The sequence below is a fragment of the Escherichia sp. WS547 genome, assembly GCF_046486065.1.
GTDB classification, from domain to species: domain Bacteria; phylum Pseudomonadota; class Gammaproteobacteria; order Enterobacterales; family Enterobacteriaceae; genus Escherichia; species Escherichia coli.
The window spans coordinates 60,334-82,467 of sequence record NZ_JBJQMA010000004.1 but is presented as its reverse complement, the minus strand read 5'-3'; the positions used below and the strand labels follow the sequence as shown (position 1 = coordinate 82,467).

General features: G+C 49.2%; 17 protein-coding genes, 1 tRNA gene and 1 pseudogene. 10 read left to right on the top strand and 9 right to left on the bottom strand.

The window, feature by feature from the left end:
• Positions 1–53 precede the first annotated feature (53 nt).
• From ACJHWK_RS05420 to actS, 4 genes are all read right to left on the bottom strand, one after another.
• On the bottom strand, positions 54–233 hold the full coding sequence (locus ACJHWK_RS05420) for a GhoT/OrtT family toxin (protein WP_001305821.1): 180 nt from the start codon (positions 231–233) through the stop codon (positions 54–56).
• A gap of 65 nt (positions 234–298) precedes the next feature.
• On the bottom strand, positions 299–1,909 hold the full coding sequence (locus ACJHWK_RS05415; protein WP_001521220.1) for a glycoside hydrolase family 15 protein: 1,611 nt from the start codon (positions 1,907–1,909) through the stop codon (positions 299–301).
• 232 nt (positions 1,910–2,141) lie between these two features.
• A tRNA-Gly gene (locus tag ACJHWK_RS05410) sits at positions 2,142–2,215 on the bottom strand.
• A gap of 78 nt (positions 2,216–2,293) precedes the next feature.
• The gene (gene actS / locus ACJHWK_RS05405) at positions 2,294–3,046 is read right to left on the bottom strand and encodes an amidase activator ActS (RefSeq protein WP_170886435.1); all 753 of its coding nucleotides are present in this window, start codon (positions 3,044–3,046) and stop codon (positions 2,294–2,296) included.
• 415 nt (positions 3,047–3,461) lie between these two features.
• Here actS and xdhA point away from each other — a divergent pair, with 415 nt between their 5' ends.
• Genes xdhA through xdhC form a run of 3 tightly spaced genes read left to right on the top strand, consistent with a single transcriptional unit; the run spans position 3,462 to position 7,124 of the window.
• On the top strand, positions 3,462–5,759 hold the full coding sequence (gene xdhA / locus ACJHWK_RS05400) for a xanthine dehydrogenase molybdenum-binding subunit XdhA (protein ID WP_410234802.1): 2,298 nt from the start codon (positions 3,462–3,464) through the stop codon (positions 5,757–5,759).
• A 10-nt stretch (positions 5,760–5,769) separates the two neighbouring features.
• A complete protein-coding gene (gene xdhB / locus ACJHWK_RS05395) occupies positions 5,770–6,648 on the top strand; it encodes a xanthine dehydrogenase FAD-binding subunit XdhB (protein ID WP_000459204.1) in 879 nt (292 codons plus the stop codon).
• Positions 6,645–7,124 carry a xanthine dehydrogenase iron sulfur-binding subunit XdhC gene (xdhC, locus tag ACJHWK_RS05390; protein ID WP_001016593.1) on the top strand — a complete coding sequence of 160 codons (480 nt, stop codon included), beginning with the start codon at positions 6,645–6,647 and terminating at the stop codon, positions 7,122–7,124. Before xdhB ends, xdhC begins: the two co-directional genes overlap by 4 nt.
• 39 nt (positions 7,125–7,163) lie before the next feature.
• Here xdhC and ACJHWK_RS05385 read toward each other — a convergent pair whose 3' ends face one another.
• The 3 genes and pseudogenes from ACJHWK_RS05385 to ACJHWK_RS05375 all read right to left on the bottom strand — a co-directional run.
• Complete coding sequence (locus ACJHWK_RS05385) at positions 7,164–8,198, bottom strand: sigma-54 interaction domain-containing protein (protein ID WP_349809083.1); 1,035 nt, start codon at positions 8,196–8,198, stop codon at positions 7,164–7,166.
• Positions 8,199–8,242: 44 nt separating this feature from the next.
• Complete coding sequence (locus ACJHWK_RS05380; protein WP_349809085.1) at positions 8,243–8,290, bottom strand: hypothetical protein; 48 nt, start codon at positions 8,288–8,290, stop codon at positions 8,243–8,245.
• A 97-nt stretch (positions 8,291–8,387) separates the two neighbouring features.
• Positions 8,388–8,438 (bottom strand): annotated as a pseudogene (locus ACJHWK_RS05375) (hypothetical protein); the annotation flags it as partial.
• 981 nt (positions 8,439–9,419) lie between these two features.
• On the opposite strand from ACJHWK_RS05375, the gene ygeW reads away from it, so the two are divergent.
• The 5 genes from ygeW to arcC are packed head-to-tail and all read left to right on the top strand — an operon-like array spanning position 9,420 to position 15,548.
• Positions 9,420–10,607, top strand: a complete 1,188-nt coding sequence (gene ygeW, locus ACJHWK_RS05370; RefSeq protein WP_000859787.1) for a knotted carbamoyltransferase YgeW — start codon at positions 9,420–9,422, stop codon at positions 10,605–10,607.
• Between the two features lie 57 nt (positions 10,608–10,664).
• Positions 10,665–11,861, top strand: coding sequence for a diaminopropionate ammonia-lyase (gene dpaL / locus ACJHWK_RS05365; RefSeq protein WP_000110493.1), 1,197 nt, complete (start codon positions 10,665–10,667; stop codon positions 11,859–11,861).
• Between the two features lie 57 nt (positions 11,862–11,918).
• Positions 11,919–13,130, top strand: a complete 1,212-nt coding sequence (locus ACJHWK_RS05360) for a YgeY family selenium metabolism-linked hydrolase (protein ID WP_001107125.1) — start codon at positions 11,919–11,921, stop codon at positions 13,128–13,130.
• 52 nt (positions 13,131–13,182) lie between these two features.
• Positions 13,183–14,568, top strand: a complete 1,386-nt coding sequence (hyuA, locus tag ACJHWK_RS05355; RefSeq protein ID WP_001264452.1) for a D-phenylhydantoinase — start codon at positions 13,183–13,185, stop codon at positions 14,566–14,568.
• A 47-nt stretch (positions 14,569–14,615) separates the two neighbouring features.
• Positions 14,616–15,548 (top strand): carbamate kinase, encoded by a 933-nt coding sequence (gene arcC / locus ACJHWK_RS05350; RefSeq protein WP_000037992.1) that lies wholly within the window; start codon positions 14,616–14,618, stop codon positions 15,546–15,548.
• A gap of 41 nt (positions 15,549–15,589) precedes the next feature.
• Here the strand turns inward: arcC and yqeB are convergent, their stop codons facing one another.
• Both yqeB and yqeC read right to left on the bottom strand, forming a co-directional pair.
• Positions 15,590–17,215 carry a selenium-dependent molybdenum cofactor biosynthesis protein YqeB gene (gene yqeB / locus ACJHWK_RS05345; RefSeq protein ID WP_001020377.1) on the bottom strand — a complete coding sequence of 542 codons (1,626 nt, stop codon included), beginning with the start codon at positions 17,213–17,215 and terminating at the stop codon, positions 15,590–15,592.
• 47 nt (positions 17,216–17,262) lie between these two features.
• Entirely contained in the window at positions 17,263–18,033 is a 771-nt protein-coding gene (gene yqeC / locus ACJHWK_RS05340) for a selenium cofactor biosynthesis protein YqeC (RefSeq protein WP_001521223.1), read from the bottom strand.
• A 102-nt stretch (positions 18,034–18,135) separates the two neighbouring features.
• On the opposite strand from yqeC, the gene mocA reads away from it, so the two are divergent.
• Together mocA and ygfK are read left to right on the top strand one after the other, a co-directional pair.
• Entirely contained in the window at positions 18,136–18,714 is a 579-nt protein-coding gene (mocA, locus tag ACJHWK_RS05335) for a molybdenum cofactor cytidylyltransferase (protein ID WP_001272842.1), read from the top strand.
• Positions 18,715–19,035: 321 nt separating this feature from the next.
• Entirely contained in the window at positions 19,036–22,134 is a 3,099-nt protein-coding gene (gene ygfK, locus ACJHWK_RS05330; protein WP_001551605.1) for a putative selenate reductase subunit YgfK, read from the top strand.

The following is a 22,134-nucleotide window of genomic DNA, read 5'->3' as shown; positions in this document are numbered from 1 at the left end:
TTTTATTCTCTTTTTCGATTCTATTTTTCTTAATCGTTCATATAATTTTCTTGTTAGTCGGATTTACGAATCATGAGACTTATGATGGATGGAATGAGGCTAAGCGGCCAGGTCAACCCTGTAATTACTGCAGCAAACAACCGATATGTTACTTTTTCTTCCGAGAAGATAAATATTAAGGTCGATGTCACAACCAGACCTATCAGGTAAGCTAACAGTAATTTATTGATCACTTTTACCTCCCTTACGATTTCTCTTTGAGCGGTCCTTTTAATCCAGGACCGCCTCATTATGAAAACTATTTAATTCCCTCATCATTGATAAGGTTGGACATCTCTTTCAACATGAGAGTCATTGAAGCTTTCGACCAATTTAGCGGAATGATAGGGCTTGGCGCTTCATGCAAAGTTCCCGACTTGTGGATATAGTTATAGCTTTCGGGAAGTGCCATTTCAGGTACACTCCTGCCATTTGCACCAATCATATTCTCGCCTGTTATTTGGGCCAATGATCTATTCATAAATTGCACTGAGTCATTCAAATACTCTTCTTTTCTTGATTCTTTATAAACAATTGCTGCTGATTTTGCATACCATGAGTCAAAAAACCATTCTGCTTCTGTTGATGGAATGAAGCTCATTTCTCTTTTCGCATGTGAATTTTGATCGGTATCAGTTTTAATATCATTGAACCAAAAATTTGCCGACTGATAATTATCCTTCTCGTATCTTTTTATACCATACGGACCTGCTAGTTTTTTAACTATTTTTAGAACTTGCTCTTTTCTTCTGGTATTTATCTTTGAAAGATTTGCAGGATAAATAACATTAAGTAAAGCCGCATCGGCTTCTCTGTAATGTTTATCTTTTTCCAGATAACCTGGGGATTCTCCCCCTAAATCAAGCTGTAACGTTATTCTTTCATAACCTTTATCTATGAGGTGGTTCAACCTCGTTGTTGAAAGTGGTTCATCCAGTTCATTGGCTTTAGCTTCGCGTAGTAAATCAGAGATAAAAACAGAGTCTTTCTTCGAGAGTAAGTTCGACAAACGTTCCAGTCCTGAGGTCACCAGTGCAACGGAAGATGTGTTTAATCGGGCATCTTCTTCCCACGCTCCAGAATCTTCCATAACATAGAAATTGGCTTTATCCAGATAAGCAACCAACAGCGCAATCGATATTAATCGGTCACCTTTTTGCCAATCTTCAGCATTAATAGTACCAGTGTCGATTGCTTGTATAAGGAGATCAAGATAAAGACCTAACGCATCATTTTGTTTATGGTTCCACAGCTGCGGCTTGCCTTCTTCCTGCACATCTGCCATCACGGGGGAGTTGCTGTCAAATCGGATATGCACAGCATTCATTTGCCCGGAAATTCCATCCAGTCGTTTTGGGTTGCTAATGACGTCCTGCATCCGCTTAATCTGGTCGGGCGTAGACATATAATCCCACAGAGTGAGCAGAACCTTTTTTGCGGCTACACTATTTCCCTGATCTGATACTAATGCCATATAGCCCCATAAACTATCCCTCAGCCAGACAGCATCATAGTGGGTTTCTGCCGCTGTTTTGTCATCTTCGAAAGTAGAAGCAAGAATAAATGTTCCCCAGGGTTTCTCCGTCAACGTTAACTTTCGTGTATTTTCTGTTAATGTTAACAATCCTTGAATTTCGTCTTTGGTATAGTGGCTCTTTATTTCATTTTTTAATTTGGCTGAGTGAATCAGAAGACGATAATTAGGATACTTATCTGGATTTAACGATAAATAACTTTTATCAGTTGCTGCCCCCGTGGAATTAAGAATGTTAAATACAGATTCACTCGTCACTTCTGCCCCTGTCGCCTGGCATGTGCCGCATGAAAATATACCAGCGAGCAGAAGAGTTAATGTAGATTTCCCTTTCATAAAAGATTCCATCAATCGTTTGTTAAAAGCGTAGATAACCACTTATTTAACAACTTGAAAATAAGGTATTTTACCTGGGTTGTTACAAATGGATTGCATTGCGTAAACGCTTTTATTTACAAAAAAATGGGGAAGTATTACGGCGATTGCGAAAAGTCTGAAGCGATTGAATTAAGATAATATAGAAAATCAGATACAACAAAAATGGCAGGTTGATGAGGTGAAGATAAATTGGAGCGGGCGAAGGGAATCGAACCCTCGTATAGAGCTTGGGAAGCTCTCGTTCTACCATTGAACTACGCCCGCTTCGAGATGCGTAAGGCATTATAAACCTTACGCTCTCCTTAGCAAGTGCCGCGCTGCTGACTGCTGATTAATTCGCCATCAGCATTTTGGCTTGCTGCCCTGAGGCGGCAAGTAACGCAGCGGATCAATTGCCGTAGCACGGTAACGAATCTGGAAATGCAGGCGAACCGATGCCGCATCAGTGCTCCCCATAGTGGCGATTTTTTGCCCAGCCTTCACGCTTTGCCCATTATTTACCAGCATCGTGTCATTATGGGCGTAAGCCGTAATGTAATCTTCACTGTGTTTAATCATGATGAGATTACCGTAGCCACGCAGCTGGTTGCCCACATACACCACCTTTCCTGCACCCGCGGCGTAAATAGGTGTACCCCGTGGAGCTGAGATATCAATCCCTTTATTGCCGCCATCAGCTGTCGAATACGGCATGATAACTTTCCCTGTCGTTGGCCATAACCAACAACGTTGCCCTACTGGCGGCCAGGAAGATTTCGGTACTGCTGATGACGGTATAACCGATGCGGTTTTGGTCGTTGATTTGGCGGTTGATTTACGTGTACTGCTACTTTTCGCCCCACCCAGTTTTAGTTTCTGACCAACTTCAATGGTGTAAGGGGGGGAAATGCCGTTCAGTCGCGCCAGCTCTTTTACGCTGGTTCCCGTGGTGCGCGAAATACGATATAGCGTATCCCCCCGTTTCACGGTGTAAACGGAGCCGGAATACGTTCCTGTATCGGATGACTTGCTACCCGAGCAGCCCGCCAAAAGCAGTCCAACCGATAACAACATCACGATACCCAGAGATTTTTTATTCAGGCGTCCCGCACTCAAAATCTTTCCTCGCTTAAAAAACAAGACGCCATATCATAGCAGCCAGCCTCTGGATACCCAATCTCTTGCTTCTCGAAAAACGCGGTAATAGAGAAAGAGGTTAATTTCATTTGGCAAAGGGAAGTATCATCAGCAAAATATTCGCTGCAGAGGTATCGAATTTCCTGACTTTTTTACCCTATTTCCCATCCTGATGCGTAATAATCCTGATTTATCACATTGATTTTATCGCCACTCATATTGATACGTATCACTGCCCCTATTCAGAGTCCTGTTTCGTATCATATCTGTGTTTTTTTAACGTCATCACACTTCCTTCCTCCCCTAACGCTTATCGTCGTTTCTGGCGTAAATCTTGCCTGCTTAGACTAAATCTTTGCCATAAGAACCAAATGTTCAAATCGAGGGGATTTCTATGGAAGCGCGGGAAGCAACCGCTACGGGTGAATCTTGCATGCGCGTCGATGCCATTGCTAAGGTCACCGGGCGGGCACGATATACTGACGATTATGTTATGGCGGGCATGTGTTACGCGAAATATGTACGTAGCCCTATCGCACATGGTTATGCCGTAAGTATTAATGATGAACAAGCCAGAAGTTTACCAGGCGTACTGGCGATTTTTACCTGGGAAGATGTACCTGATATCCCATTCGCTACAGCTGGGCATGCCTGGACACTTGACGAAAACAAGCGCGATACCGCCGATCGCGCACTGCTAACTCGCCATGTTCGTCACCATGGAGACGCCGTTGCCATCGTCGTGGCCCGTGATGAACTCACGGCAGAAAAAGCGGCGCAATTGGTCAGCATTGAGTGGCAAGAATTACCCGTTATCACCACCCCAGAAGCGGCGCTGGCTGATGACGCTGAACCAATCCATAACGGCGGCAATTTACTAAAACAAAGCACGATGTCGACGGGCAATGTCCAACAAACAATCGATGCCGCCGACTACCAGGTACAGGGGCACTATCAGACGCCGGTCATTCAACATTGTCACATGGAAAGCGTGACATCGCTGGCATGGATGGAGGATGACTCGCGAATTACCATCGTTTCCAGCACCCAGATCCCGCACATTGTTCGCCGTGTGGTTGGTCAGGCGCTGAATATTCCCTGGTCATGCGTACGAGTCATCAAACCGTTTGTCGGTGGCGGTTTTGGTAATAAACAGGATGTACTGGAAGAGCCAGTGGCGGCATTCCTGACCAGCAAGCTTGGCGGCATTCCGGTGAAAGTTTCCCTTAGTCGTGAAGAATGTTTCCTCGCAACCCGTACCCGCCACGCTTTCACTATTGACGGGCAAATGGGCGTGAACCGCGACGGAACATTGAAAGGTTATAGTCTGGATGTTCTGTCTAACACCGGCGCTTATGCATCTCACGGGCACTCCATCGCTTCTGCGGGAGGGAATAAAGTCGCTTACCTTTATCCTCGTTGTGCCTACGCTTACAGTTCAAAGACCTGCTATACCAACCTCCCCTCGGCTGGTGCGATGCGTGGTTATGGCGCGCCACAAGTCGTATTTGCCGTTGAGTCTATGCTTGATGACGCCGCGACAGCGTTAGGTATTGATCCTGTTGAAATTCGTTTACGCAACGCCGCCCGCGAAGGAGATGCTAATCCGCTCACAGGAAAACGTATTTACAGCGCAGGGTTGCCGGAGTGTCTTGAAAAAGGCCGGAAAATCTTTGAATGGGAAAAACGCCGTGCAGAGTGCCAGAACCAGCAAGGCAATTTACGCCGCGGCGTTGGCGTCGCCTGTTTTAGCTACACCTCTAACACCTGGCCTGTCGGCGTAGAAATAGCAGGCGCGCGCCTGTTGATGAATCAGGATGGAACCATCAACGTGCAAAGCGGCGCGACAGAAATCGGTCAGGGTGCCGACACTGTCTTCTCGCAAATGGTGGCAGAAACCGTGGGGGTTCCGGTCAGCGACGTTCGCGTTATTTCAACCCAAGATACCGACATTACGCCGTTCGATCCCGGTGCATTTGCCTCACGCCAGAGCTATGTTGCCGCGCCTGCGCTGCGCAGTGCGGCACTGTTATTAAAGGAGAAAATCATCGCTCACGCCGCTGTCATGCTACATCAGTCAGCGATGAATCTTACCTTGATAAAAGGCCATATCGTGCTGGTTGAACGACCGGAAGAGCCGTTAATGTCGTTAAAAGATTTGGCGATGGATGCCTTCTACCACCCTGAACGCGGCGGGCAGCTCTCTGCCGAAAGCTCCATCAAAACCACCACTAACCCACCAGCGTTTGGCTGTACCTTTGTTGATCTGACGATCGATATTGCGCTGTGCAAAGTCACCATCAACCGCATCCTCAACGTTCATGATTCGGGCCATATTCTTAATCCGCTACTGGCAGAAGGTCAGGTACACGGCGGAATGGGAATGGGCATTGGCTGGGCGCTATTTGAAGAGATGATCATTGATGCGAAAAGCGGCGTGGTCCGTAACCCCAACCTGCTGGATTACAAAATGCCCACCATGCCGGATCTGCCACAACTGGAAAGCGCGTTCGTCGAAATCAATGAGCCGCAATCCGCATACGGACATAAGTCACTGGGTGAGCCACCAATAATTCCTGTTGCCGCTGCTATTCGTAACGCGGTGAAGATGGCTACCGGTGTTGCAATCAATACACTGCCGCTGACGCCAAAACGGTTATATGAAGAGTTCCATCTGGCAGGATTGATTTGAGGATAACATCATGTTTGATTTTGCTTCTTACCATCGCGCAGCAACCCTTGCCGATGCCATCAACTTGCTGACTGACAACCCGCAGGCCAAATTGCTCGCCGGTGGCACTGACGTACTGATTCAGCTCCACCATCACAATGACCGTTATCGCCATATTGTTGATATTCACAATCTGGCGGAGCTGCGGGGAATTACGCTGGCGGAAGATGGCTCACTACGTATCGGCTCTGCAACGACATTTACCCAGCTCATTGAAGATCCTGTAACTCAACGTCATCTCCCGGCGTTATGTGCTGCGGCCTCGTCCATTGCTGGACCACAGATCCGTAATGTCGCTACCTACGGTGGAAATATTTGCAACGGTGCCACCAGCGCAGATTCTGCCACGCCAACGCTGATTTATGACGCGAAACTGGAGATCCACTCCCCGCGCGGTGTTCGTTTCGTCCCGATTAATGGCTTTCACACCGGACCGGGCAAAGTGTCTCTTGAGCATGACGAAATCCTTGTCGCCTTTCACTTTCCGCCCCAGCCGAAAGAACACGCGGGCAGCGCGCATTTTAAATATGCCATGCGCGACGCAATGGATATTTCAACGATTGGCTGCGCCGCACATTGCCGACTGGATAACGGCAATTTCAGCGAATTACGTCTGGCATTTGGTGTTGCCGCGCCAACGCCGATTCGCTGCCAACATGCCGAACAGACTGCACAAAATGCGCCATTAAACCTGCAAACGCTGGAAGCTATCAGCGAATCTGTCCTGCAAGATGTCGCCCCGCGTTCTTCATGGCGGGCCAGTAAAGAGTTTCGTCTGCATCTCATCCAGACGATGACCAAAAAAGTGATTAGCGAAGCCGTCGCCGCGGCGGGGGGAAAATTGCAATGAATCACAGCGAAACAATTACCATCGAATGCACCATTAACGGGATGCCTTTTCAGCTTCACGCCGCACCAGGCATGCCGCTCTCGGAATTACTCCGCGATCAAGGACTGTTAAGTGTCAAACAAGGGTGCTGCGTGGGTGAATGTGGTGCCTGTACGGTGCTGGTCGACGGCACAGCAATAGACAGTTGCTTATACCTTGCCGCCTGGGCTGAAGGAAAAGAGATCCGCACGCTGGAAGGTGAAGCGAAAGGCGGAAAACTTTCTCATGTTCAGCAGGCTTATGCGAAATCCGGCGCGGTGCAGTGCGGGTTTTGTACGCCTGGCCTGATTATGGCTACCACGGCAATGCTGGCAAAGCCGCGCGAGAAGCCATTAACCATTACGGAAATTCGTCGCGGTCTGGCGGGAAATCTTTGTCGCTGCACGGGGTATCAGATGATTGTAAATACAGTTCTGGATTGCGAGAAAACGAAGTAAAAGGATATCCGGCCTGAATTCAGGCCGGATTCACTGAGGTTATGTGTTTAACAACTCATATTTCTTAATCTTGCGATAGAGCGTAGCAATACCGATGCCCAGTTCATCAGCAACTTGCTTCTTGCTGTTATGACGTGAAAGCGCCTCGCGGATCATTTGCTTTTCCATCTCCTCCAGCGCCGTGCCGCCCGCATCATCGAGTGCCAGGTGCGCCTCGCTGACCTCTGTTACATCACTTTGTTCCGTTGTGCCATTATTCAGCAGATTTGGCGGCAATAGCGTGCTATCGATAACTTCACCTGAAGGAACAACGTTAACCAGATATTCCATCAAATTGCTTAACTCGCGCAGGTTTCCGGGCCAACGATGCTTACGCAATATTTCGACGACATCAGGAGCAATGCCAGGATAAACCGATCCCAGACGACGGGTATGCAGATGTAAAAAGTAATGCACCAGTAGTTCAATATCTTCCTGGCGTTCACGCAGCGGTGGAAGAGTTATCGGGATAACATTAAGTCGGTAGAAGAGATCTTCGCGGAATTTACCTTCGGCAATGAACTGGGCCAAATTCTGGTTAGTTGCAGAAATGATGCGAATGTCGACTTGTATTGGGCTACTGGCACCAATCGGCAGAATTTCACGTGCCTCAATAGCGCGCAGTAATTTAGCCTGCAACATTAATGGCATATCACCTATTTCATCGAGAAACAGCGTGCCCGTATTCGCCGCCTGAATCAACCCTGTTTTACCGTTGGCAGAAGCGCCAGTAAATGCGCCTTTAACATAACCGAACAGTTCGCTCTCCAGAAGCTGCTCCGGAATCGCGGCACAGTTGATAGCAATAAAAGGTTTATTCCGTCTTCCGCTCAACTTATGGATTGCACGGGCGACGACTTCTTTACCCGTGCCGCTTTCACCAACCACCATAACGCTGGATGGGCTGGGTGCAATACGGCTAATGAGTCGTTTTAATTGCCGCATAACACGGCACTCGCCAACCAATTGTTCAATATGCGGTTCATCAGGTGCATTTGCTACAGAAAAACTGGTATGCGATTGGTGAAACGCCATTAAAAATAATTGTCGGCCCTGAATGTTATGCAATTGACCAATGATTAACTCACTTTTATCGTCCCACGAAACAATATGCTGCATATGTCCATGGGTAAAATTACTCTCAAATGTTAATGGTCTGAAACGGATAGGTTTCCCAATAATATTATTTTGCACAACACCGAGTGTTTTTAAGGCTGTCTGATTAACAAACTGAACCCGATTATCGTCATCAACAACTAATACACCCTGATCCATATTATCGATCATGGTCGCGAATATTTTACTGATGTTATCTCCTGGTCCCTGATCCTCCAGAAGTTTCGAAACAAAAATGGTGGATATATGGCGAACGTAATCAGAAAATTCGCGTAAATTATCACTAATATGCTCTTGTTGCTCGTGGGTAACGGCAATCAAACTTATCACCCCAACACAACGATCCTGTAAAATGACAGGCGTACCCAGAAATGCTTTTTCGCGGCAATTTTCTTTACTATCGCAACCTTCACAAAGGGGATCGAAGCGAGACTGTGTCACAACTTTTTCAGTTTTCGTTTCCAGGACGTGGCGGAGCAGGCGTGAGTTGCCGCTCAACTGGCGACCAAGAAACTTCCCATACGCGCCCGTTCCGGCGACGCGACACAAGTTTTCATCAACGATCTCAACCTCAAGCTGCAAAACGCTGGCAAGCATTCTGGCAAAACGCTGAATTGTCGGTTGAATTTGCATCAATACTGACTGCGTAGTAGCAAGCTCCATAGCTTTACCTTCCAGACTTACTTAAAAGTCGATCATTGAAGACGTTGATGGTTCATAGATCATGATGATATTAACTCAGGCGAAATTGGCTTTGATAAAAACATAAGATTTTTATCACTTTCTAATGAAATTATGGAAGAGATATCACATTTCTATATCAATATGAGAATTACGGCGGTGAGTTTATCAAACTGACGAGGGATAACCTGCCCCTTTATCTTATTTCTGATACTTAGCAGCAAATAAATAACGCGATAAAAAAGCCAAACGTTTTCGTATTTTACAAACAACCAGAAGCTGGCATCAATTTGTGATCAACCCCACACATTACCCGTCAAATTAGTCTTTTGCAGCCGCTTGGATAATTCTGGCACAGTTATTGTTAGTCCCAGGTATAGCTGTGAAAACACCAATCACTTTGGCAAGTCACAGTGAAATAAACCTCTTTGCCTGTCATTCCACTACCGGGACTTTATGATGAAAACTGTTAATGAGCTGATTAAGGATATCAATTCGCTGACCTCTCACCTTCACGAGAAAGATTTTTTGTTAACGTGGGAACAGACGCCAGATGAACTGAAACAAGTACTGGACGTTGCCGCAGCATTAAAAGCACTGCGTGCTGAAAACATCTCAACCAAAGTCTTTAATAGTGGATTAGGTATTTCCGTATTCCGCGACAACTCCACCCGTACCCGCTTCTCTTATGCTTCCGCGCTTAACCTGCTCGGCCTTGCACAGCAAGATCTCGACGAAGGCAAATCACAAATCGCTCACGGCGAAACCGTGCGTGAAACCGCCAATATGATCTCCTTCTGCGCCGATGCCATCGGTATTCGTGACGATATGTATCTGGGCGCAGGCAACGCCTATATGCGTGAAGTTGGCGCTGCACTTGATGACGGTTACAAGCAGGGTGTGCTGCCGCAACGTCCGGCTTTAGTGAACCTGCAATGCGATATTGACCACCCGACTCAGTCAATGGCTGACCTGGCATGGTTACGTGAACACTTTGGTTCACTGGAAAACCTGAAAGGTAAAAAAATCGCCATGACCTGGGCCTACTCCCCAAGCTATGGCAAACCGCTCTCTGTACCACAAGGCATCATCGGTCTGATGACTCGCTTCGGTATGGATGTCACCCTGGCCCATCCGGAAGGCTACGACCTGATCCCGGATGTGGTTGAAGTGGCGAAAAACAATGCTAAAGCATCCGGTGGTAGCTTCCGTCAGGTCACCAGCATGGAAGAAGCCTTCAAAGACGCAGACATCGTTTATCCGAAGTCATGGGCACCTTACAAAGTGATGGAAGAGCGTACTGAATTGCTGCGTGCGAACGACCACGAAGGCTTAAAAGCACTGGAAAAACAGTGTCTGGCACAGAACGCGCAACACAAAGACTGGCATTGTACTGAAGAGATGATGGAACTGACCCGTGATGGCGAAGCCCTGTACATGCACTGCCTTCCAGCTGATATCAGCGGCGTATCCTGTAAAGAAGGTGAAGTGACTGAAGGCGTATTCGAAAAATACCGTATCGCAACCTACAAAGAAGCCAGCTGGAAGCCTTATATCATCGCCGCGATGATCCTGTCCCGTAAATACGCCAAACCAGGTGCACTGCTCGAGCAACTGCTGAAAGAAGCGCAAGAACGCGTGAAATAACCCCTCGGGCCGATCAGCTGGTCGGCCCTCTATTTCCAGAGGCCAAAAGGATAGGATATGTCCGTTTTCTCATTGAAGATTGATATCGCCGATAACAAATTTTTCAACGGCGAAACATCACCGCTCTTTTCGCAAAGCCAGGCCAAACTGGCGCGCCAGTTCCACCAGAAAATTGCTGGTTATCGCCCAACACCGCTTTGTGCGCTGGACGATCTCGCAAACCTTTTTGGTGTGAAGAAAATTCTCGTCAAAGACGAATCAAAACGATTCGGTCTGAACGCCTTCAAAATGCTCGGCGGTGCATACGCCATCGCTCAATTATTGTGCGAAAAATATCATCTTGATATCGAAACGCTGTCATTTGAGCACCTGAAAAATGCCATCGGCGAAAAAATGACTTTCGCGACCACCACCGACGGCAACCACGGGCGCGGTGTGGCGTGGGCAGCACAGCAACTCGGACAGAATGCGGTGATTTACATGCCGAAAGGTTCTGCTCAGGAACGCGTTGACGCCATTCTGAACCTCGGTGCCGAGTGCATCGTCACGGATATGAACTATGACGATACCGTTCGCCTGACCATGCAACACGCGCAGCAGCACGGCTGGGAAGTGGTACAGGACACAGCATGGGAAGGTTACACCAAAATCCCAACCTGGATCATGCAAGGCTACGCAACACTGGCAGATGAAGCCGTCGAGCAAATGCGTGAAATGGGCGTAACCCCGACACACGTTCTGCTGCAAGCCGGTGTCGGTGCAATGGCCGGTGGTGTGCTGGGTTATCTGGTCGACGTCTACAGCCCGCAAAATCTGCACAGCATTATTGTTGAACCTGACAAAGCTGACTGTATTTATCGCTCCGGCGTCAAAGGCGACATCGTCAACGTTGGCGGTGATATGGCCACCATCATGGCGGGCCTGGCCTGCGGCGAACCTAACCCGCTGGGCTGGGAAATCCTACGTAACTGCGCCACCCAATTCATCTCCTGCCAGGACAGCGTTGCCGCATTAGGTATGCGTGTGCTGGGTAATCCGTACGGCAATGACCCGCGCATCATCTCCGGTGAATCCGGCGCTGTCGGTTTGGGCGTTCTCGCAGCGGTTCATTATCACCCGCAACGTCAAAGCCTGATGGAAAAACTGGCGCTGAACAAAGATGCCGTAGTGCTGGTTATCAGCACTGAAGGCGACACCGACGTGAAGCACTACCGCGAAGTTGTCTGGGAAGGCAAACACGCTGTAGCACCTTAATCACCCTATTGGAACTGCTCCCTGCAAAACGGGGAGTAAAAAATCTGGAGAAAAATAATGGCTAAGAATATTCCATTCAAACTGATTCTTGAAAAAGCAAAAGATTACCAGGCGGACATGACTCGCTTCCTGCGCGACATGGTTGCTATTCCCAGTGAAAGCTGCGACGAAAAACGCGTAGTACATCGTATTAAAGAAGAGATGGAAAAAGTCGGCTTCGATAAAGTTGAAATCGACCCGATGGGCAACGTTCTCGGTTATATCGGCCACGGCCCGCGTCTGGTGGCAATGGACGCTCATATCGATACCGTCGGCATTGGCAACATCAAAAACTGGGACTTCGATCCGTACGAAGGCATGGAAACTGATGAGCTGATCGGTGGTCGCGGTACTTCCGACCAGGAAGGCGGCATGGCATCTATGGTTTATGCCGGTAAAATCATTAAAGACCTCGGTCTGGAAGATGAATATACCCTGCTGGTTACCGGTACTGTGCAGGAAGAAGACTGCGACGGCCTGTGCTGGCAGTACATTATTGAACAATCCGGCATTCGCCCGGAATTTGTGGTCAGTACCGAACCAACCGACTGCCAGGTATACCGTGGTCAGCGCGGTCGTATGGAAATTCGTATTGATGTTCAGGGTGTTAGCTGCCACGGTTCTGCACCAGAACGCGGTGACAACGCCATTTTCAAAATGGGTCCGATTCTTGGCGAATTACAAGAACTCTCCCAACGTCTGGGTTATGACGAATTCCTCGGCAAAGGCACCCTCACCGTTTCTGAAATCTTCTTCACATCCCCAAGCCGTTGCGCTGTAGCAGATAGCTGCGCCGTCTCTATTGACCGCCGTCTGACCTGGGGCGAAACCTGGGAAGGCGCGCTGGACGAAATCCGCGCCCTGCCTGCAGTACAGAAAGCTAACGCGGTTGTTTCTATGTACAACTACGACCGTCCGTCCTGGACTGGCCTGGTTTACCCAACCGAATGCTACTTCCCGACCTGGAAAGTGGAAGAAGATCACTTCACCGTTAAAGCACTGGTGAATGCCTACGAAGGTCTGTTTGGCAAAGCGCCGGTTGTTGATAAGTGGACCTTCTCAACTAACGGCGTATCTATCATGGGCCGTCACGGCATTCCGGTGATCGGCTTTGGCCCGGGTAAAGAACCTGAAGCGCATGCACCTAACGAAAAAACCTGGAAATCTCACCTGGTGACCTGTGCCGCGATGTACGCTGCAATCCCGTTAAGCTGGCTGGCAACCGAATAATTACTCTTCACTTATTCCCCTCCGGTTCGCCGGAGGGTTTTTGGAGTTTGCTATGCGCGTATTGATCAAAAACGGCACTGTCGTTAACGCAGATGGACAAGCCAAACAGGATTTGCTGATTGAAAGCGGGATTGTTCGCCAGTTGGGCAACAATATTTCGCCACAGCTCCCGTATGAAGAAATTGATGCCACTGGCTGTTACGTTTTCCCTGGCGGCGTGGATGTCCATACGCATTTCAATATTGATGTCGGCATCGCGCGCAGTTGTGATGATTTTTTTACCGGTACCCGCGCAGCTGCGTGTGGCGGTACAACAACCATTATTGACCATATGGGATTTGGCCCGAATGGCTGCCGGTTACGCCATCAACTGGAGGTTTATCGTGGTTATGCCGCCCATAAGGCGGTCATCGACTACAGCTTTCACGGTGTGATCCAGCACATTAATCACGCCATCCTCGACGAAATCCCGATGATGGTCGAGGAAGGGCTGAGCAGTTTTAAACTCTATTTAACCTATCAATACAAACTCAACGATGATGAAGTGTTGCAGGCATTACGCCGCTTGCATGAATCCGGCGCGCTGACCACCGTGCACCCGGAAAATGATGCGGCTATCGCCAGCAAGCGGGCGGAGTTTATTGCCGCAGGGTTAACCGCGCCGCGCTATCACGCCTTGAGTCGCCCTCTGGAATGCGAAGCGGAAGCCATCGCCCGCATGATTAACCTGGCACAAATTGCCGGTAACGCCCCGCTCTATATCGTGCACCTGTCTAACGGCTTAGGTCTGGATTATCTGCGTCTTGCCCGTGCGAATCACCAGCCAGTCTGGGTTGAAACCTGCCCACAATATCTCCTGTTGGACGAACGCAGTTACGATACAGAAGATGGCATGAAGTTCATTCTTAGCCCACCGCTGCGTAACGTACGCGAGCAGGACAAACTGTGGTGTGGCATCAGCGATGGTGCGATTGACGTGGTGGCAACCGATCACTGCACCTTCTCGATGGCTCAACGCCTGCAAATTTCTAAAGGCGATTTCAGTCGCTGCCCAAATGGCTTACCCGGTGTGGAAAACCGCATGCAGTTACTGTTTTCCAGTGGCGTGATGACGGGACGTATAACACCGGAACGCTTTGTTGAATTAACCAGCGCAATGCCCGCCAGGCTGTTTGGCCTGTGGCCGCAAAAAGGATTATTAGCGCCCGGTTCCGATGGCGACGTGGTGATTATCGACCCACGTCAGAGCCAACAAATTCAGCATCGCCATCTCCACGACAACGCCGACTACTCGCCATGGGAGGGTTTTACCTGTCAGGGCGCGATTGTCAGAACCTTATCCCGTGGTGAAACGATTTTCTGTGACGGCACCTTTACAGGCAAAGCCGGGCGAGGTCGATTCCTGCGACGCAAACCGTTTGTCCCTCCCGTGCTCTAACCACTGCCAGGGATCTATACACAATCAAGAATGATGAGTGAGGAAAAATGAGTAAGAAAATTGTTCTCGCCCTGGGCGGGAATGCGCTGGGCGATGACCTGGCCGGACAAATGAAAGCGGTAAAAATTACTTCTCAGGCAATTGTTGATTTAATTGCCCAGGGACATGAGGTCATCGTCACTCATGGTAACGGGCCGCAGGTGGGCATGATTAACCAGGCCTTTGAAGCTGCCGCAAAAACTGAAGCGCACTCGCCAATGCTGCCGATGTCTGTCTGTGTTGCCTTAAGCCAGGGTTATATTGGTTACGATCTACAAAATGCCTTAAGAGAAGAACTGCTTTCTCGTGGCATTAATAAACCTGTAGCAACGCTGGTTACCCAGGTCGAAGTCGACGCTAACGATCCGGCATTCCTCAACCCGACCAAGCCGATCGGTTCGTTCTTTACCGAGCAAGAAGCAGAGCAACTGACAAAACAGGGTTACACTCTGAAAGAAGATGCTGGTCGCGGCTATCGCCGTGTTGTTGCCTCGCCAAAACCGGTTGATATCATTGAAAAAGAAACGGTTAAAGCGTTGGTAGATGCAGGCCAGGTGGTGATCACCGTTGGCGGTGGTGGTATCCCTGTTATTCGTGAAGGTAACCACCTGCGTGGTGCCAGTGCGGTTATCGATAAAGACTGGGCCAGCGCCCGTTTAGCAGAAATGATTGATGCCGATATGCTGATCATTCTGACTGCGGTAGAAAAAGTGGCCATTAACTTCGGTAAAGAGAATGAACAGTGGCTCGATCGCCTGTCATTAAGTGATGCTGAACGCTTTATCGAAGAAGGTCATTTTGCGAAAGGTTCTATGCTGCCTAAAGTGGAAGCTGCCGCCTCGTTTGCTCGCTCTCGCGCAGGTCGTGAAGCACTGATTACCGTATTGAGCAAAGCGAAAGAAGGGATTGAAGGCAAAACCGGAACGGTGATTTGTCAGTAATTTAAAGGCCGGGTGGGTAAATACCATCCGGCCATTTTCATTTAAGCCACTTCCAGCACTTCTTTCGTCGCTTTAACACCCTGATGCATCAACATCATTAACGCCTCAAGTACGCCGCCGCCAATCGCCCGGGCTTTATCAGAAACGCTGGTGAAATCAGCCGTTTCACCACGAGGATCGATATCACCAATTTTAAAACCACCGACCACTGCTAGTCCGTCGTTCAACAAGCCACGCACCATCCCCGTCAACGGTGCTTTAATTTCATGCTCACCAATCCAGGCAATCACATCGCCCTCTTTCACCAGATCGCCTAATTTCACGTTGGATCGCATAATGCCTGCAGCAGGAGCACGGATCACCCGTCGGGTGGTATGCCCCATAATATTGCCAGGAACACCGGTATTCTCCTGCGCACAACCAGAGTAAATCACCTGACCGAGCCAGTGCCCGCGATTTGTTTCAATTACCGCATGACAATCCTTCCCTGCAATAAAGCCCGGCCCAAGCGCGATTGTTACTGGTGCCATATCTGCCCGCGTCCCCAAATTCTGTTTCGCCAGAATAGCGTCCACCACGCAAAGCGGTTTCAGTTCATCAAGCAATGAACAGGCGGGATCTACCATCACAGGGATGAATCCGCGTTCGGTAAGTTTCATCGCTTCCGCAGAGCTGGTTGCCAGGCGGGCAGTGACGCCTTCGACCGTCATTTCGCCATCGAACACGGCCTGGGCAAACGCCACGGTACAACGAATCACTGTCGGTTTTTCCACTTCCAGCATGATCACTTTAAAACCCGCATGATACAGACGTAGCGCCACACCACTGGCGATATCCCCCGCACCGCGAATCACCACCAGCTGGTGTCCGGAAGGATGAGAAGGTTTCATCATCAGCCCACCCGGCGCGTTATTTTTCACCTGTAATATTTCTGCCAGCACGCTGATGGCGATCTCCTGCGGCGTTTCCGCACCTATGTTGTAACCAACAGGCGCATGTAAACGGGCAATATGTTCTTCAGCCACGCCTTTCTCACGCAATTGACGCAGGAAAAGCTGAACCTTGCGACGACTTGCCAGCAACCCCAACCATGCAATGGGCTGTTCAATGAGTTTGTCGAGGGCTTCACGATCCTGATTATTCGTGGCAATCAGGACAAAATTATCAGGGCGAATATCCAGTGCTTCCACTGCCGCACCAAACGACTCAGCATGGAGAAGCGTGGTTGATGGTGGGAATAATTCAGGATTAAGGCTTTCGCGATAAATATCGGCAACGGCAATATCAAATCCTAATAGCGCCGCACTCTGGGCTATCGCCCGGTTGACATGCCCCGCGCCAATCAACACCAGACGTGGACGCATACCATGGACGCTGATAAATACTGACATTGCACCTCCACAATCTGACCCGACAGCATCCGCACCGTTACGAGCCATACGTCCATGGAATAATCGCGGCTTACGTTCCTGCAATGCCTGAAGCGACTCTTCAATCACCTTCCGCTCAACCATTCCTCCACCAATTGTACCGACGATAGAACCATCGGCGCGCACTAACATTTGTGCAGAATGGCGGGGAGTAGAGCCTCGGCTATCTACAATTTGCGCCATCGCAAACGGACAATTTTGCTCTTCGAGTTTTGCAGCCTCTGTGAAAATATTCATACCAACCTCAATGGATATCCTTTCAGTAACCCGGAATACCCGGGCCGCTAATTCACAAATCTGCGCGCGATTGCAGGATGTTCTTGTATATCGCCCAGCCAGATTGCCTCTACGTTGTGTTGTTGCAGCGGTTGAAGGAGCTCGCTTTGCGCAATCGCATTCTCACATTGAGAAAAACGGTTAATGAACCAGACTCGCCGACAACCTTGCGGTACGTTTTTAAACGCGCCCTGAGGGTGGCGAACCAGCGCAACGAGATCGCTCAGTTGCAAGGGTGCATCAGGTGTTAACCCAGTAATATCAGCAAACTGCGACCAGCGATGGACATTTTCTGTGCTCACTTTTGCACCCAAAATATGTCCTCCCATCACAGCAATCACGCAGCAACTGCTTTTAGGTATGCAAGGTTCGTGCTCATCAGGCGCTTTTAACGGCATTCCACGCGAGCCATCTGCCTCAATGAGAATTACGTCACACTCTGGTCGTTGCACCAGTGCATCAATCGCTTCTGGCGTAAATCCCTGCACCTTTCCCTGGTTCGCTTTCCAGCTGTGAAAACAAAATGAAATGGGGGATGTAAGAGACGCATGAGGAAGCATGGCGGGATCACGACAGAAAACCACGGGCCAGTGAGACGTTGGCATAAACATATGTGTCGTCGTAGTGATTAACACACGCCTGCCGCTAGCCTGGAGCAGTTCTGCCAGCCAAAAAAGCAAGCTGGTTTTCCCCCCAGCCCCAACAACAGAAATCACAGTGGGACGTTTCTGCGCGCCTAAATCAATGAATAATGCCGATGGGTCAACTATACTTTTCACGAGTCTTTATGACCTCTCTGGGATAAATTATCCCCAACTTAATCCATCAGGAAGTAACGCAATTATCAGGCGTTATTAGCCCCTATAAATAATGGAACCACTATGTCAGCCATCGACTGTATAATTACCGCTGCCGGATTATCATCAAGAATGGGGCAATGGAAAATGATGTTACCCTGGCAACAGGGAACAATTCTTGATACAAGTATCAAAAATGCGTTGCAGTTTTGTAGCCGAATTATTTTAGTCACCGGCTATCGTGGTAATGAACTGCACGAACGTTATGCGAACCAGAGCAATATCACTATTATTCACAACCCAGATTATGCGCAGGGTTTACTCACATCAGTAAAGGCCGCAGTACCCGCGGTAAAAACAGAATATTGTTTTCTCACCCACGGTGACATGCCTACCCTCACCATCGATATTTTTAGAAAAATCTGGTCGTTACGAAATGATGGCGCAATACTGCCACTCCATAATGGCATTCCCGGCCATCCGATTTTAGTGTCAAAGCCATGCCTGATGCAGGCAATCCAGCGTCCCAATATCACCAATATGCGTCAGGCACTCCTTATGGGAGATCATTATTCCGTCGAAATAGAAAATGCAGAAATAATTTTAGATATTGATACTCCGGACGACTTTATTACAGCGCAAAAAAGGTATACTAAAATTTAGAAAATGTAGTTAAACGATTGCGTTCAAATATTTAATCCCTCCAGCACTCTTTATCATAATGATAAGGAATCACTGATTTTGAGAAAAGAGAAAAAGTGATAAATGGGCTGGCAATAATAATTTTCAGGAGTGATTTTAATTCTCATTTGGCACCTGTGAGTTCATTCACAAAAAGCTCCTAAGTTTCGAGCCGCCTCACATTTTTTTATATTTCCCGCCAAACCTGGCAAGAGTGGTGCGATTGTTGCTCTATCCCCCTAAACCACCGGATTTCTCAACACCGGTCACTCAATGATATCTGTATAAGCTAAGGAGAGGGTTATGGGGGATATTATGCGTCCCATTCCGTTTGAGGAACTTTTGACGCGCATATTTGATGAATACCAACAACAACGCTCAATCTTTGGTATTCCCGAGCAACAGTTTTACTCACCCGTAAAAGGTAAAACTGTTAGCGTCTTCGGTGAAACCTGTGCCACTCCCGTCGGCCCTGCCGCTGGCCCGCACACGCAGCTCGCGCAAAATATTGTCACTTCCTGGCTGACTGGCGGGCGCTTCATCGAACTAAAAACCGTCCAAATTCTTGACCGTCTGGAGCTGGAAAAGCCCTGTATCGATGCCGAAGACGAGTGCTTTAACACCGAATGGTCTACCGAATTTACCCTGCTTAAAGCCTGGGATGAATACCTCAAAGCCTGGTTTGCCCTGCACCTTCTCGAAGCGATGTTCCAGCCTTCTGATTCCGGTAAATCGTTCATCTTTAATATGAGCGTCGGTTATAACCTCGAAGGTATTAAGCAACCGCCGATGCAACAGTTCATCGACAATATGATGGATGCATCTGACCATCCGAAATTCGCTCAATATCGCGATACGCTGAATAAATTACTCCAGGATGACGCATTTTTAGCCCGCCACGGATTGCAGGAAAAACGCGAATGCCTGCAGGCCTTACCGGCACGCATCCCCACCAGCATGGTACAAGGCGTTACCCTCTCCACCATGCACGGCTGTCCTCCGCATGAAATCGAAGCCATTTGCCGCTACATGCTGGAAGAAAAAGGGCTCAATACCTTTGTGAAACTCAACCCGACCTTACTGGGGTACGCGCGTGTTCGTGAGATCCTCGATGTCTGCGGTTTCGGTTACATAGGCTTAAAAGAAGAGTCATTTGATCACGACCTCAAGCTGACGCAAGCGTTGGAAATGCTGGAACGCCTGATGGTACTGGCAAAAGAAAAATCACTCGGCTTTGGCGTAAAACTGACTAACACTCTCGGCACCATCAACAATAAAGGCGCACTGCCTGGTGAAGAGATGTATATGTCAGGCCGTGCGCTGTTCCCGCTCTCCATCAATGTTGCAGCAGTTCTCTCTCGCGCCTTTGACGGCAAACTGCCCATTTCTTATTCCGGTGGTGCCAGTCAGCTGACTATCCGCGATATTTTTGATACTGGTATTCGCCCTATTACTATGGCAACCGACCTGCTGAAACCTGGCGGCTATCTGCGCTTAAGTGCCTGCATGCGCGAGCTGGAAGGCTCCGACGCCTGGGGGCTTGACCATGTTGACGTCGAACGCCTGAACAAACTGGCAGCAGACGCGTTAACCATGGAATACACTCAGAAACACTGGAAGCCAGAAGAGCGTATTGAAGTGGCAGAAGACCTGCCGCTGACCGACTGCTACGTTGCACCGTGCGTTACTGCTTGCGCCATTAAACAGGATATTCCGGAATACATCCGTCTGCTTGGCGAACACCGCTATGCCGACGCACTGGAACTCATCTACCAACGCAACGCCCTGCCCGCCATTACCGGTCATATTTGCGATCACCAGTGCCAATACAACTGTACCCGCCTGGATTACGACAGTGCGCTGAATATCCGCGAACTGAAAAAAGTCGCGCTGGAAAAAGGTTGGGATGAATATAAGCAACGCTGGCACAAACCAGCCGGTTCTGGTTCACGCCATCCGGTTGCCGTGATTGGTGCAGGTCCGGCGGGTCTGGCAGCAGGTTACTTCCTTGCCAGAGCGGGCCATCCGGTTACGCTGTTTGAACGCGAAGCCAATGCGGGCGGCGTGGTGAAAAATATCATTCCTCAGTTCCGTATTCCTGCAGAGTTAATTCAGCACGATATCGATTTTGTTGCCGCTCACGGCGTGAAATTTGAGTATGGCTGCTCACCCGATTTGACCGTTGAACAGTTAAAAAATCAGGGCTTCCACTATGTTCTGATTGCCACCGGCACTGATAAAAATAGCGGTGTGAAACTGGCGGGCGACAACCAAAATGTCTGGAAATCACTCCCCTTCCTGCGTGAATACAACAAGGGCACAGCGCTCAAGCTGGGCAAACATGTGGTCGTTGTCGGGGCGGGTAACACGGCAATGGACTGCGCTCGTGCGGCGTTACGCGTTCCAGGCGTAGAAAAAGCAACGGTCGTTTACCGTCGTTCACTGCAAGAGATGCCAGCATGGCGCGAAGAGTATGAAGAAGCGTTGCACGACGGCGTGGAGTTCCGTTTCCTGAATAATCCGGAACGTTTCGATGCTGATGGCACCTTAACCTTGCGCGTTATGTCGCTTGGCGAACCTGATGAGAAAGGTCGTCGCCGTCCGGTTGAAACCAACGAAACAGTAACACTGCATGTAGACAGCCTGATCACCGCCATTGGTGAACAGCAGGATACTGAAGCCCTGAATGCGATGGGCGTGCCGCTGGACAAAAACGGCTGGCCAGACGTCGACCATAATGGCGAAACTCGTCTGACTGACGTCTTTATGATCGGCGACGTACAGCGCGGACCATCCTCCATTGTCGCTGCTGTCGGAACCGCGCGTCGGGCGACCGATGTCATCCTTAGTCGGGAAAACATCCGTTCCCACCAGAACGATAAATACTGGAACAACGTCAATCCGGCGGAAATCTATCAACGCAAAGGCGATATCTCTATCACCCTGGTGGATAGCGACGATCGTGACGCGTTTGTCGCCCAGGAAGCCGCACGCTGCCTTGAATGTAACTACGTTTGCAGCAAGTGTGTGGATGTCTGCCCGAACCGCGCCAACGTATCCATTGCGGTCCCAGGCTTCCAGAACCGTTTCCAGACGCTGCACCTCGACGCTTACTGTAACGAATGCGGCAACTGCGCTCAGTTCTGCCCGTGGAACGGTAAACCGTACAAAGACAAAATCACCGTCTTCAGCCTGTCGCAAGACTTTGATAACAGCAGCAATCCTGGCTTCCTTGTGGAAGATTGCCGGGTACGAGTACGTCTGAATAACCAAAGCTGGGTGTTAAACATCGACAGCGAAGGTCAGTTCAACAACGTACCACCGGAGCTGAACGATATGTGCCGCATTATTAGCCATGTCCACCAGCATCATCATTATCTGCTGGGCCGCGTGGAGGTGTAA